This is a genomic window from Rhodococcus sp. 21391, assembly GCF_016772255.1.
GTDB classification, from domain to species: Bacteria; Actinomycetota; Actinomycetes; order Mycobacteriales; family Mycobacteriaceae; genus Rhodococcus_F; species Rhodococcus_F opacus.
This window is the reverse complement of sequence record NZ_CP063781.1, coordinates 1,995,795-2,008,813: the sequence shown is the minus strand read 5'-3', so window position 1 is coordinate 2,008,813 and position 13,019 is coordinate 1,995,795. Positions and strand designations below refer to the sequence as shown.

13 protein-coding genes are annotated in these 13,019 nt (G+C 68.1%); 4 read left to right on the top strand and 9 right to left on the bottom strand.

Annotated features, from left to right (window positions below):
• Positions 1-26 precede the first annotated feature (26 nt).
• From GO592_RS09535 to infC, 7 genes are all read right to left on the bottom strand, one after another.
• Complete coding sequence (locus tag GO592_RS09535; protein WP_007295790.1) at positions 27-425, bottom strand: hypothetical protein; 399 nt, start codon at positions 423-425, stop codon at positions 27-29.
• Between the two features lie 44 nt (positions 426-469).
• On the bottom strand, positions 470-2,956 hold the full coding sequence (gene pheT, locus GO592_RS09530; RefSeq protein WP_007295791.1) for a phenylalanine--tRNA ligase subunit beta: 2,487 nt from the start codon (positions 2,954-2,956) through the stop codon (positions 470-472).
• A gap of 67 nt (positions 2,957-3,023) precedes the next feature.
• Positions 3,024-4,109, bottom strand: a complete 1,086-nt coding sequence (gene pheS, locus GO592_RS09525) for a phenylalanine--tRNA ligase subunit alpha (RefSeq protein WP_037204920.1) — start codon at positions 4,107-4,109, stop codon at positions 3,024-3,026.
• A 94-nt stretch (positions 4,110-4,203) separates the two neighbouring features.
• Entirely contained in the window at positions 4,204-5,013 is an 810-nt protein-coding gene (locus GO592_RS09520) for a TrmH family RNA methyltransferase (protein WP_005247382.1), read from the bottom strand.
• Positions 5,014-5,051: 38 nt separating this feature from the next.
• The gene (rplT, locus tag GO592_RS09515; RefSeq protein WP_005247385.1) at positions 5,052-5,441 is read right to left on the bottom strand and encodes a 50S ribosomal protein L20; all 390 of its coding nucleotides are present in this window, start codon (positions 5,439-5,441) and stop codon (positions 5,052-5,054) included.
• A 63-nt stretch (positions 5,442-5,504) separates the two neighbouring features.
• A complete protein-coding gene (rpmI, locus tag GO592_RS09510; protein ID WP_005247390.1) occupies positions 5,505-5,699 on the bottom strand; it encodes a 50S ribosomal protein L35 in 195 nt (64 codons plus the stop codon).
• Between the two features lie 57 nt (positions 5,700-5,756).
• The gene (gene infC / locus GO592_RS09505; RefSeq protein ID WP_080606194.1) at positions 5,757-6,413 is read right to left on the bottom strand and encodes a translation initiation factor IF-3; all 657 of its coding nucleotides are present in this window, start codon (positions 6,411-6,413) and stop codon (positions 5,757-5,759) included.
• Between the two features lie 377 nt (positions 6,414-6,790).
• Here infC and GO592_RS09500 point away from each other — a divergent pair, with 377 nt between their 5' ends.
• Both GO592_RS09500 and GO592_RS09495 read left to right on the top strand, forming a co-directional pair.
• The gene (locus GO592_RS09500; protein ID WP_005247396.1) at positions 6,791-7,174 is read left to right on the top strand and encodes a DUF1844 domain-containing protein; all 384 of its coding nucleotides are present in this window, start codon (positions 6,791-6,793) and stop codon (positions 7,172-7,174) included.
• Between the two features lies 1 nt (position 7,175).
• The gene (locus tag GO592_RS09495) at positions 7,176-7,589 is read left to right on the top strand and encodes a DUF1801 domain-containing protein (RefSeq protein WP_007295792.1); all 414 of its coding nucleotides are present in this window, start codon (positions 7,176-7,178) and stop codon (positions 7,587-7,589) included.
• Positions 7,590-7,596: 7 nt separating this feature from the next.
• On the opposite strand, the gene GO592_RS09490 is transcribed toward GO592_RS09495, so the two are convergent.
• The gene (locus tag GO592_RS09490) at positions 7,597-8,298 is read right to left on the bottom strand and encodes a helix-turn-helix transcriptional regulator (protein ID WP_039950431.1); all 702 of its coding nucleotides are present in this window, start codon (positions 8,296-8,298) and stop codon (positions 7,597-7,599) included.
• A gap of 119 nt (positions 8,299-8,417) precedes the next feature.
• Here GO592_RS09490 and GO592_RS09485 point away from each other — a divergent pair, with 119 nt between their 5' ends.
• Positions 8,418-9,164, top strand: a complete 747-nt coding sequence (locus GO592_RS09485; protein ID WP_039950434.1) for an alpha/beta fold hydrolase — start codon at positions 8,418-8,420, stop codon at positions 9,162-9,164.
• A 6-nt stretch (positions 9,165-9,170) separates the two neighbouring features.
• Here the strand turns inward: GO592_RS09485 and uvrA are convergent, their stop codons facing one another.
• Positions 9,171-12,167, bottom strand: coding sequence for an excinuclease ABC subunit UvrA (uvrA, locus tag GO592_RS09480; protein ID WP_007295795.1), 2,997 nt, complete (start codon positions 12,165-12,167; stop codon positions 9,171-9,173).
• A gap of 151 nt (positions 12,168-12,318) precedes the next feature.
• Between uvrA and GO592_RS09475 the strand changes: the two genes are divergently transcribed.
• On the top strand, positions 12,319-13,008 hold the full coding sequence (locus GO592_RS09475; protein ID WP_039950438.1) for an MBL fold metallo-hydrolase: 690 nt from the start codon (positions 12,319-12,321) through the stop codon (positions 13,006-13,008).
• Positions 13,009-13,019: the final 11 nt, after the last annotated feature.

The window sequence follows — 13,019 nt, the reverse complement described above, 5'->3', positions numbered from 1 at the left end:
GTCTCTCGACGGGCCGCAATCCGTGGTCACTGCTTGCCGAGCGACCGCCGAATCTCGTCGAGCTTGGCCTTACCCGCCTTCTCCCGCTTCTCCCACGCCTCGTCCAGCGACTGCCCCGACGGGCTGTCGTGCGCGAGTTCGGAGGAGCCCATCGCCGTCCCGAACCGTCCCTCGATCCGCTCACGCACCCGGTCGAACGTCGGGACCCCACTCGGCGTGTAGTCCGGCTCGGGCACATCCGGTGCGATGTGGGGCACGACCTCCGCGGTCACCGGATCCTCGGCCGGAATCGCCGCACCCACGTCCACTGCCGCGAGGAGCGCACCGAGGCCCGGACGACCCGCGGCCACCGCACGCACCACCTGGAGGAACTCGGCGTCGGTCAACTGACTCGCCGCCGCCACGACGTCGCGCACTTCGGTCATCGCACCGCTCCTCACCGTCCCGGGCCCTCCACCCAGGCTACGGGTCAGCTGCGGAGTTCGGCACCCACGGCAGCGGACGCCGCAGCCACCGCGGCGTCGCGGGCGGCGCTCGCCTCGTCCTCGGTCAGGGTGCGGTCGACGCCGCGGAATCGCAGCGCGAACGCCAGCGACTTCCGGCCCTCCCCGACCTGCTCACCTTCGAACACGTCGAACAGCCGGATGTCCTCGAGCAGCTCCCCTCCGCCCGACCGCAGGGCCGCCTGGACCTCGGCAGCGGGTACCGCGGCGTCGACCACGACCGCCACGTCCTGAAGGACCGCGGGGAAGGGCGAGACCTTCGGCGCGGGCAGGTTCTCCACCAGCGGCAGGGCGTCCAGATCGATCTCCACGGCACTCGTCCGCGGGGGAAGTCCGGCGCGCTCGAGCACGGCGGGATGCAACTCGCCCGCGTGTCCGACGACGACACCGTTCACGAGCAGCTCCGCGCCGCGACCCGGGTGCCACGGCAGGTACTGCGTCGCGCGGAACTCCAGTTCGACACCGGCAGCGGCAGCGACCGTCCGGGCGGCGGCGAACGCGTCGGTGGCGTCGGCCGCTCGGCCCTCGCCCCACGGACCGCTCGGCTCACGCTGCCCCGTGAGCACCGCCGCCACGTGCACCGGCTGATCCGGCAACGACTGCAGCAGTGCCGTGATCTGCTCGTCGGTCGGGCGCCGGTCCACCGGCAGCGCCTCGACCGGCTTGGTGTCCGCACCGGGCAGCACGACCTGCGCGATGCCGAACAGCGACAGGTCGCGTTGACCGCGGGAGACGTTGCGGGCGAGGACCTCGAGAAGTCCGGGCAGCAACGTGGTGGGCAGTTCCGGCCGATCGGATTCGAGCGGGTTGAGCACCCTGCTGGTGTTCCTGCGCGGATCCTCGGGATCCAGCCCCCACGTGTCGAAGATCGCCGTGGGCAGGAAGACCGGAGGCAGGATCTCGACGTATCCCGAGAACGCCAGGGCCCGGCCGACGGCGCGCTTGCGGCGCTGCGCCGGAGTCAACCCACGACCCGCGGGGGCTGCGGGCAGCACCGACGGAATCTTCTCGAGTCCCTCGAGGCGCAGCACCTCCTCCACCAGGTCGGCGGGCTGCACCAGATCGGGCCGCCACGACGGCCGGCCGGCGACGAGCTGACCGTGTCCGCTGTCGCTGACCCCGACCTCGACGTTGCAGCCGATCTGCGTGAGCCGGCGTGCAGCGGTGCCGTTGGGGTAGTCGACACCCGCCACGCGGTCGGGGAGGTCGATGTCCATGTGGATGGGCTCGTGCGGGGTGACCTCACCGATGTCGGTGAGCGCCGGCTCGACCCGCCCGCCGGCGATGTCGACGAGCAGCGCGGCCGCCCGGTCCAGTGCCGCCACGGGGATCTCGGGGTCGACCACACGCTCGAAACGCTTGCCGGCCTCACTCGACAGCTTGTGCCTGCGCGCGGTCTTGAACACCGCGAGCGGATCCCAGGTGGCCGCCTCGAGCAGGATGTCGGTGGTTTCCGAGCCGACCTCGGTGGACGCGCCACCCATGATCCCGGCCAGCGACAGGACGCCCGAATCGTCGGCGATCACGACGTCCTCGGGGTCGAGGACGCGCTCGGTCTCGTCGAGAGTGGTCAGTTTCTCCCCCGCCACCGCGCGGCGCACGACGAGTTCGCCGCTGATCTTCGCGGCATCGAACGCGTGCAACGGCTGGCCCAGTTCGAGCAGAACGTAGTTGGTGACATCGACGGCCGGCGAGATCGGGCGGACCCCCGACAGCAGCAACCGGCGCTGCAGCCACCACGGGCTGACCGCCTTCGGATCGATACCCGTCACCCGGCGGGCCGCGAAACGCGTCGCCTTCGACTCCGGCTCGACGCGGATCGGCCACGCCTCCCCCTCCGCAGGGTACGGCGCCACCGACGCCGGGTCGGCGAAGTCGAGGTCGAACCCGCACGCCAGTTCACGGGTGAGCCCGCGGACGGAGAAGCAGTAGCCGCGGTCCGGGGTGATGTTGAGTTCGATGACCGTGTCGTGCAGGCCCATCAACTCGTTGGCGTCCGCGCCGGGGAGCGCGGTGCCCGGCTCGAGGACGAGGATGCCCGAGTGGTCCTTGCCGATGCCGAGTTCGGCCACCGAGCAGATCATCCCGTCGGAGACCTGCCCATACGTCTTGCGGGACGCGATGGCGAAACCACCGGGAAGGACTGCGCCGGGGAGTGCGACCACCACGAGGTCGCCTACGTCGAAGTTCCGGGCGCCGCACACGATGCCCTGCGGCTCGGCCGCCCCCACATCGACCTTGCAGAAGCGGATCGGCTTCTTGAACTCGGTGAGCTCGGTGATCTCGAGAACCTTGCCGACCACGAGGGGGCCGTCGACGGGCTCGAGCCGGTCGACTTCCTCGACCTCGAGCCCGACCCGGACGAAACCTGCGTCGAGTTCCTCGGCGGTGACGTCCCAGTCCGGGGTGGCACGCTGCAGGATCTCGGTCAGCCAGGATTGCGCTACTCGCACGTCTGCTCAGCTCTCTCGTTCGTGAAAATGTCGTGACTGTGGTGGACGGGATCCGGGTGACGCGGGGTCAGCCCTGGACACCGAAGGGCAGTGTGAATCGCACGTCGCCCTCGACGATGTCGCGCATGTCCGGGATCCCGTTCCGGAACTGGAGTGTGCGCTCGAGCCCCATGCCGAACGCGAACCCGGTGTACACGTCGGGGTCGATTCCGGAAGCGCGCAGCACATTCGGGTTGACCATTCCGCAGCCGCCCCACTCGACCCAGCCTGCGCCGCCCTTCTTGTTCGGGAACCAGACGTCCACCTCGGCGGACGGTTCCGTGAACGGGAAGTAGTTCGGGCGCATCCGGGTGCGGGTCTCGGGACCGAACAGGGCGCGGGCGAACGCGTCGAGTGTCCCGCGCAGGTGGGCCATGGTGAGGCCCTTGTCGACGGCGAGTCCCTCCACCTGAGAGAAGACCGGGGTGTGGGTCGCGTCGAGTTCGTCGGTGCGGAACGTCCGCCCCGGGCACACCACGTAGATCGGCACCTCGCGCGAGAGCATCGTGCGCACCTGTACCGGCGACGTGTGCGTGCGGAGCACCTGGCGCGAGCCCTCCGGTGCGATGTGGAACGTGTCCTGCATCGTCCGCGCGGGGTGATCGGGCAGGAAGTTGAGGGCATCGAAGTTGAAGTGCTCGGTCTCCACCTCCGGGCCCTCGGCGACCTCCCAGCCCATCGCCACGAACACGTCCTCGACCTGCTCGGAGATGATGCTGATCGGGTGGCGGGCGCCTACCGGCTGACGCTGCGACGGCAGGGTCACGTCGATGGCCTCGGCCACGAGGACGGCCGCGTCGCGCTCGGCGAGCAGGACGGCGCGGCGCTCGTCGAACGCCGCACTGATCCGGGTGCGTGCGACGTTCACGCGCTTGCCTGCGTCGGCCTTCTCCTTGCCCGGGAGGGCTCCGAGTCCGCGGCGGGCGAGGGCGATCGGCGACTTGTCACCCATGTGCTCGACCTTGGCCTTCGCCAGGTCGTCGAGATCCGCCGCCGACGCGAACGCCTTCTCGGCGCTCTCCGCCGCCGCAGTCAGAGCGTCTTCGGTGAGCGCACTCGCATCGACCGCGCCGCCTTCGACCCCCGTGGAGGCAGCGCCCTCTTTTTTAGCCACGACCGGTGCCACTCCTTAAGTTCTTTCAGTCAACACTCTCGACGAAACCGAAACAGCTCGCCGTCAAATCCTATGCGATCCGATTTTCGCCGTTTCAGCTGTCGGTTCGCTTGCGGTTCTGGACCCGCGCGCTCGAATACAGGCAGATCGACGCCGCCGTCGCCAGGTTGAGGCTCTCGGCTCGACCGTGGATCGGAATCCGGACACGGTGATCGGCTCGCGCCGAGGTGGCTGCGTCGAGGCCGTGGGCCTCGTTGCCGAACAGCCACGCCGTGGGGCGGGCCAGCAGTTCGTCGGCATCGTCCAGATCGACTTCGCCGTCGGCCGCCGTGGCGAGCAGTTGAATTCCCGCCGCGCTGATGCTGTCGAGGACCGCAGCGGTGTCCCGTTCACGCACGACGGGAAGGTGGAAGAGGCTTCCGGCGGACGCCCGAACACATTTGCCGTTGTGCGGGTCGACGCTGTCGCCCGCGAGAATCGCCGCGTCCGCGCCCACCGCGTCCGCGACCCGGATGACGGTGCCCGCGTTACCGGGCTCCGCGACCGCGACCGGAACCGCGAGCAGACGAGTTCCGGGGCCTATCGCCTCCGCCAGCGGAACGTCGAGGAGATCGCACACCGCGACGAGACCCGGCGGGGTCACCGTGTCGCTGAGAGCTCGGACCGCCCGGTCCGTCACCAGCGACGTACGGACGCCCGCCGTGTGTGCCCGGTCGATCAGCCGCGAGTACCGCTGCTCCGCGTCCTCGGTGTAGAAGAGGTCGTGTACGGGGCGGGTGTCGAGTGCCTCGCCGACGGAGTTCTCGCCCTCCACCAGGAAGCGCCCGACCTTGCGGCGTTCCGCGGTGCGCAGCAGCTTGACAGCAGAAACGACCCGTGGGGTGCGCTCGGTGAGCGGGTCCACGGGTCGTTTCCGAGGCTCTGAAGGCCGGGGTGCGAGACTCAGGCTGCTTCTCCGGCCGGAGCGTTCACGTCGGCCGGGAGCGCCGCCTTGGCGAGGGCCACGAGGCCGGCGAATGCCGCCGCGTCGGAAACGGCCAGCTCGGCGAGGTTCTTGCGGTCGACCTCGATCTCGGCCAGACGCAGACCCTGGATCAGCCGGTTGTACGTGATGTCGTTCGCCCGTGCAGCAGCGTTGATACGCGTGATCCACAGCTTGCGGAAGTCACCCTTGCGCGCGCGACGGTCACGGTAGGCGTAGGTCAGCGAGTGGAGCTGCTGTTCCTTCGCCTTGCGGTACAGGCGCGAGCGCTGTCCGCGGTAGCCGCTGGAGGCTTCGAGAATCGAACGACGCTTCTTCTGGGCGTTTACCGCCCTCTTTACGCGTGCCACTGAAAAATCCTGTCAATCTTGGGGCGGTGAGCTGCCCCGGGTGGTCAGTAAAAGGGTGTCGACTCAGATGTCGAGCAGGCGCTTGATGCGAGGAGTGTCAGCCTTGCTGACGACAGCCACGCCATCGAGGCGACGGGTCACCTTCGTGGCCTTGTGCTCGAGCAGGTGGCGGCGACCGGCCTTCTGGCGCAGGATCTTTCCGCTGCCGGACACCTTGAATCGCTTCGCGGTGCCGCTGTGGGTCTTCGACTTGGGCATGGAGTCCTCAGTTCTCTGTATCCGGACGGTGATCCGGGTCGTGCTGGTGTAGTCGGACTAGCTGGTCGGCGCTTCGCCGGGCGCACTGTCGCCCGCCTGCTCCGCAGGTGCCGCAGGAGCCTGTGCCGGCGCGGCCGGCGCGGGAGTTGCCCGCTGCGCCGGCGGCGCAGCGGCGCTTTCCTGCGCCTTCACACGGGTCTTCGCGCCCTTGTGCGGAGCGAGCACCATCGTCATGTTTCGACCGTCCTGCTTGGCGGACGTCTCCACGAACCCGAGATCCGCCACGTCTGCACCGAGACGCTGCAGCAGCCGGAATCCGAGCTCCGGACGCGACTGCTCACGTCCGCGGAACATGATCGTGACCTTGACCTTGGATCCGGCTTCGAGGAAGCGCACGACGTTGCGCTTCTTCGTCTCGTAGTCGTGATCGTCGATCTTGGGGCGGAGCTTCTGCTCCTTGATGACCGTGAGCTGCTGGTTCTTGCGCGACTCACGCGCCTTCTGCGCGGCCTCGTACTTGAACTTGCCGTAGTCCATGATCTTGCAGACCGGCGGGCGAGCGTCGGGGGCCACCTCGACCAGGTCGAGATCGGCCTCGAGGGCCAAGCGGAGTGCATCTTCAACACGCACGATGCCAACCTGTTCACCTCCGGGTCCGACGAGGCGGACCTCGGGAACTCGGATGCGATCGTTGATGCGGGTCTCAGTGCTGATGGGGCCTCCTAGGTTGAACGGTCTTGTCTCGAGACCGCCAGCAGCCCGTACGCCCGGATTCCCAACAAAAAAGCCCCGCTGCGGTGAATGACTCTCACCATGCGGGGCCCGATGTCGACCGGTCAGACGAACTCACGGCTCACGCCGATCCCTCGTCTCCTCACACTCGAGGAACTCGAACCGAGTAGCCTCGGACCGAGCGACCGGACCACTGAACTGCAGTTTTACCTGCCGCGCAGAGGTGGGAGTCGGACTCCACTTGCTGCCCCCGACAAATCCGAAGGCGGTCGTTGCGTCAAGAGTAACATTTGCGCACGTCGTGAGCTAATCGATACCGGGACGTTGCGCCGGCGGACGCTGGTGGAATCCTCTAAGGCATGACGGACAACATCGATGACACCCCGAACGACGGCACCCTGACCGGCGGTGACCAGAATACCGACGTCCGGGAACTGGCCGACGTTCCCTCGGTCGAGGTCATCAGCCGCGCCGCGGTCATGCTCATGAGTTCGGCAGCCGAGAAACTGGGCCTCTCCGACGCCGATCCCGACTCCAGCCCCCACCGCGACCTCGACGAGGCCCGGCGGGTCATCACCGCCCTCGCCGGCCTGGTGACCGCGTCCATCGAGTACCTCGGACCGCACGCGGGACCGATCCGGGAAGGCCTCCAGGCGCTGCAGCGCGCGTTCCGCGAAGCGTCGTCGCACCCGGACGAGCCGGGCAAGGGTCCAGGCGAGAAGTACACCGGTCCCGTGTACTGACATGGCGAGCCGCAACAAGACCGCGCGGACGCCCGCCGGCGTCGACGAGTTCCTCGCCGCGATCGCCGACCCGGTCAAGCGCGCCGACAGCGCACGACTGGTGGAACTGCTCACCGCCGCGAGCGGAGAGCCCGCCGCGATGTGGGGCACGAGCATCGTCGGGTTCGGCTCCCGCCACTACAGGTACGCCAGCGGACACGAGGGCGATACCGCACTGATCGGCTTCTCGCCCCGGGCCGCGGCACTCACCCTGTACCTCTCGCTCGACTTCACCGAGCACGAGGCCGTACTCGCCACCCTCGGCAAGCACACACTCGGCAAGGGCTGCCTCTACGTCAAGAAGCTCGCCGACGTCGACGAATCGGTTCTCGTCTCGTTGCTGAACCGATCCGTGGCCGCCGCCCGCGCGCTCTGATCGGATCTCACCGTTCGAACACGCTGCGCGCGTCGGCCGGCGGTTCGCCGAAGAGGCTCGGATCGCGTGGGACGAACGACCGGCCGGTGAGGGTGGCGTCGGACACCCGATCCAGCCGGAACCACCGCACACCCGCGCGGCTCAGACACCACGCGACGACGAACCACGATCCCCTCGTGTGAGCGAGAAGGTGCGGTTCGACGACGCGTTCGGTGCGCTCACCGTCCCGGTCCACATACCGGAGCGACACCATCAGCTCGCGCTGCACGCCGTCCTCGACGACGCGGCGGATGCGTGGTTCCGCGCTCGCCGTGTCGGCGTCTCGCCTGATCCACACCTTCGCGCCCAGTCGCTCCACTCGCTCCCTCGACTCGGCGTCCATCACGTCGAGCAGTTTGGCCAGCGCGGCCCGGCCGTCGGTCGCGAACGGCGCATCGCGAAACGCCGTGAGGGCCAACGCCACCGAGACCGCTTGAGCGGGAGTGAAATTCACCGGTGGCAACGTGCCGTTCCCGATGATCCCGTATCCCCCGCCGGGCCCGGCAGTGGCCCGGATCGGGGCGCCCGAGGATTGCAGCACGGCGATGTCCCGCTTGATCGTCCGGGTGGTCACCTCGAACTGCGCCGCCAACTGCTCCGCGGTCCGGCCCCGGTTCCCCGCGCGGCGCAGTTCTTCCGTCATGGCGTGGAGGCGGGCTGGACGGTCCATGAGGGCAGTCTGCCGAACGACCGCGGCAAAGTCCCGATTCTCGCCGACCGATTCCGTTACGCGACTGTGACACATACGGTGACACGCAGTTGTCACCGTTACGGGTTCACTCTTGTCTCATGACCCAGACAAGCGAAGCACACGACAGCACAGGCACTCACATCATCCTGGCTCCCGGATTCTGGCTCGGCGCATGGGCTTGGGAGGCAGTGGCTTCCGACCTGGTCCGGCGAGGACACCACGTCACCGCGGTGACCTTGCCCGGACTCGACTCCGCGGACAGCGACCGTGCAGGCATCCGACTGGACGATCACATCTCCGCGATCGCGGACGCCGTCGCGGCCACACCGTCGTCGGAGCGGGTGGTGCTCGTGGCGCACAGCGGTGCGGGTCCGGTGGCCTACGCGGCGAGCGATCGGGTGCCCGACCGACTGGCCCGCATCGTCTACGTCGACTCGGGACCGCTGCAGACCGGCACCGCGCTCCGGGAGGATCTCGACGCTTCGGTCACCGAGATCCCGCTTCCGTCGTGGTCCGAACTCGAGGCCGAAGGCAGCAGCCTCGACGGGCTCGACGACGCCACGCTCAAGATATTTCGCAGCCGCGCAGTGCCCGAACCGGCCGGCCCGGCGAGGGACAGGCTCGAACTCGTCGACAGCAGCCGTCTGGACGTGCCGACCACGGTGATCTGCACGAGCTTCCCGTCGGAGGTCATCCAGCAGATGGCCGGCGCGGGTCATCCGATGGCCGCCGAACTCGCGCAGATCGCGAAGGTCGACTACGTCGATCTGCCGACCGGCCACTGGCCGATGTGGTCGCGGCCCGCGGACCTCGCGACCGCGATCGACGCGGCCGCGAGGGACTGACCGAACTCAGCTGACTGCTGCGGCCTTCTTCGGCGCCCGCTTGCGCGGTGTCGCCGTGGCGGCCGCGGCAGTCTTCTTCGTGGAAGCGGGCTTCCTCGACGACGACGACTTGGCCGCCTTCGACTTCGCCGCAGCTGGAGGCGCCGGCACCTCGAGGACGTTTTCCAGGAACCGACCCGTGTAACTCTCCGGAACCTGCGCCACCTCCTCCGGGGTGCCCTGCGCGACGACGGTGCCGCCGCCGGACCCGCCCTCGGGCCCCATGTCGACCACCCAGTCGGAGGTCTTGATCACGTCGAGGTTGTGCTCGATCACGATCACCGTGTTGCCCTTGTCGACCAACCCGTTGACGACCCCGAGCAACTTGCGGATGTCCTCGAAGTGCAGACCGGTCGTGGGCTCGTCGAGGATGTACACCGTGCGGCCCGTCGACCGTTTCTGCAGCTCGGCGGCGAGCTTCACGCGCTGCGCCTCACCACCGGACAGCGTGGGTGCGGGCTGACCGAGCCGCACGTACCCGAGACCGACCTCGACCAGGGTCTTGAGGTAGCGGTGGATCGAGGTGATGGGCTCGAAGAACTCCGCGGCCTCTTCGATCGGCATGTCCAGCACCTCGGCGATGGTCTTGCCCTTGTAGTGGACCTCGAGGGTCTCGCGGTTGTACCGGGCGCCGTGGCAGACCTCGCACGGCACGTACACATCGGGAAGGAAGTTCATCTCGATCTTCAACGTGCCGTCGCCGGAGCAGGCCTCGCACCGGCCGCCCTTGACGTTGAACGAGAACCGGCCCGGCTGGTAGCCGCGCACCTTCGACTCGGTGGTGGCGGCGAACAGGGTGCGGATCTTGTCGAACACCCCGGTGTAGGTGGCCGCGTTGGACCGCGGGGTGCGGCCGATCGGCGACTGGTCGACCTGCACGAGCTTGTCCAGCTGGTCGAGCCCGTTGATGCGGGTGTGCCTGCCCGGCACCTGGCGGGCGCCGTTGAGCTTGTTCGCCATCACCGTCGCGAGGATGTCGTTGACGAGCGTCGACTTACCGGACCCGGACACACCGGTGACCGACGTGAGCACGCCCAGCGGGAAGCTGACGTCGATGCCCCCGAGGTTGTGTTCGCGCGCACCGATGACCGTGACCTGCCGCTTGCGATCGACCGGTCGGCGGATGGCCGGAATCTCGATGTGACTGCGGCCCGACAGGTAGGCCCCGGTGAGGGATTCCTCGCAGTCGAGCAGTTCCTCGTACGGCCCGCTGTGGACGACCTTGCCTCCGTGTTCGCCGGCGAGCGGTCCGATGTCGACCACCCAGTCGGACGTGCGGATGGTGTCTTCGTCGTGCTCGACCACGATGAGCGTGTTCCCGAGGTCGCGCAGGCGCGTCAGGGTCTCAATGAGACGCCGGTTGTCGCGCTGATGCAGACCGATCGACGGTTCGTCGAGCACGTACAGGACGCCCACCAGGCCCGAGCCGATCTGAGTGGCGAGGCGGATACGCTGCGCCTCACCACCGGACAGGGTCCCGGCGGCGCGGGCGAGCGACAGGTATTCGAGGCCGACGTCGAGCAGGAAGCCGAGACGTGCCTGAACTTCCTTGAGCACCTGACCGGCGATGGCCTCCTCGCGACTACCCAGCGTGAGGCTGTTCAGGAAGTCGGCGCAATCGGAGATCGACAATTCACAGACCTCGGCGATCGACTTCATGCCGAACTTCTCGTTCGCGATCGTGACCGACAGGATCTCGGGGCGCAGACGCGCGCCGCCACATGCGGGACAGGGGGTGTCTCGCATGTAGCCGTCGTAGCGTTCCTTCATCTGGTCCGACTCGGTCTGCTCGAGGCGGCGGTGCAGGAAGGGCATGACGCCCTCGAACTCGGCGTAGTAGGAACGGGTACGCCCGTACCGGTTCTTGTACCGGACGTGGACCTGCTCCTCACTGCCCTCGAGGATCGCCCGGCGTGCCTTCGCGGGCAGCTTGTTCCACGGCGTCTTCATATCGAAGCCGAGAATGTCGCCGAGCCCGGACAGCAGGCGGCCGAAGTATTCGGAACTCTGCCCCATCGACCACGGCGCGATGGCTCCGTCCTCGAGGGACAGCTCTGGGTCGGGGACCACGAGGTCGGGGTCGACCTCCTTGCGAATTCCGAGACCCGTGCACTCGGGGCAGGCGCCGTACGGGGAGTTGAACGAGAACGACCGGGGTTCGAGGTCGTCGATGGAGAGAGCGTGGCCGTTCGGGCACGCCAGCTTCTCCGAGAATCGGCGTTCCCGGTCCGCGGCGTCCTCTTCGCGGTCGACGAAGTCGAGGACGACGATGCCCTCCGCCAACCGCAGCGCGGTCTCGACGGAGTCGGTGAGCCGCTGCTTGGAACCGGCCTTGACAGTGAGGCGGTCGACGACGACCTCGATGTCGTGCTTCTCCTGCTTCTTGAGCTTCGGCGGATCGGAGAGCGGATGCACCACGCCGTCGACCCGCACACGCGAGTAGCCCTGCATGTTGAGCTGGTCGAACAGGTCGACGAATTCACCCTTGCGGGTACGCACGACGGGAGCGAGCACCTGGAACCGGGTGCCTTCCTCCATGTCGAGGACCTGGTCGACGATCTGCTGCGGCGTCTGCCGCGCGATCTGCTCGCCACACACCGGGCAATGTGCGGTGCCCGCCCGGGCGTACAGCAGACGGAGATAGTCGTAGACCTCCGTGATGGTGCCGACCGTCGACCGCGGGTTGCGGTTGGTCGACTTCTGGTCGATGGACACCGCAGGCGAGAGACCTTCGATGAAGTCGACGTCGGGCTTGTCCATCTGACCGAGGAACTGGCGCGCGTACGCCGACAGCGACTCGACATAGCGTCGCTGGCCCTCGGCGAAGATCGTGTCGAACGCCAGACTCGACTTGCCCGAGCCCGACAGCCCGGTGAACACGATCAGGCTGTCGCGGGGCAGATCGAGATCGACCCCTCGCAGATTGTGCTCACGGGCACCCCGCACGATAAGGCGATCCGCCACTCCAAGTCCCTTCATTGTTCGACAGCCGAGGACGCGCATGAACGCTGGGCCCTCTGGCCGTGCCATGGTAAGCCGGGGCACCGACACGTTCTGTGGGACGGATAGCCGCCCTGCCACTCACCTGCCTGTATTCGACGGTAGCCTCCCCATCATGACCGAGCAGCCCATGGTGATAGAAGACTCGTACACCGGCCACGTCTCCCCCGGTTCGGCGCCACAGCGCCGCACGGTTCCGGGAGCCACGATCACGAAGATGTCCGTCGGCCCCATGAACAACAACGTGTACCTGGTCGTCTGTTCCACAACCGGAAAATCCGTCCTCATCGACGCCGCCAACGAGGCGGACCGCGTCAACCAGTTGATCGACGAACACGCTCCCTCCCTCGAACTGATCGTCACCACGCACCAGCACGGCGACCACTGGCTGGCGCTCGAGGACGTCGCGGCCGCCACCCACGTGGACACCGCCGCGCATCCACTCGACGCCGACGCACTGCCCGTCCGGCCCGACCGTCTCCTGGAAGACGGTGACACGGTCACCGTCGGCGACGTCACCCTCGACGTGATCCATCTCGCCGGCCACACCCCCGGTTCCGTCGCGCTCGCGCTCACCGAGGCCGGCGGCGGACGCACCCACCTCTTCACCGGTGACTCCCTCTTCCCCGGCGGCGTGGGCAAGACCGCCGACGCCGGCAAGTTCGCATCACTGCTCTCCGACGTCGAAACCAAGCTCTTCGACCGCTACGGCGACGACACGGTCGTCTACCCCGGCCACGGTGACGACACCACCCTCGGCACCGAACGCCCCCACCTCGGGGAGTGGCGCGCGCGCGGCTGGTGACCGCATCCGAT

What these genes read in the sequence shown, in the direction of transcription:
- GO592_RS09475 (WP_039950438.1), top strand. Translation starts at nt 12,319, where the DNA reads ATGACCGAGCAGCCCATGGTGATAGAAGACTCGTACACCGGCCACGTC.
- GO592_RS09490 (WP_039950431.1), bottom strand. Translation starts at nt 8,298, where the DNA reads ATGGACCGTCCAGCCCGCCTCCACGCCATGACGGAAGAACTGCGCCGC.
- GO592_RS09535 (WP_007295790.1), bottom strand. Translation starts at nt 425, where the DNA reads ATGACCGAAGTGCGCGACGTCGTGGCGGCGGCGAGTCAGTTGACCGAC.
- GO592_RS09500 (WP_005247396.1), top strand. Translation starts at nt 6,791, where the DNA reads ATGACGGACAACATCGATGACACCCCGAACGACGGCACCCTGACCGGC.
- rpmI (WP_005247390.1), bottom strand. Translation starts at nt 5,699, where the DNA reads ATGCCCAAGTCGAAGACCCACAGCGGCACCGCGAAGCGATTCAAGGTG.
- GO592_RS09495 (WP_007295792.1), top strand. Translation starts at nt 7,176, where the DNA reads ATGGCGAGCCGCAACAAGACCGCGCGGACGCCCGCCGGCGTCGACGAG.
- GO592_RS09485 (WP_039950434.1), top strand. Translation starts at nt 8,418, where the DNA reads ATGACCCAGACAAGCGAAGCACACGACAGCACAGGCACTCACATCATC.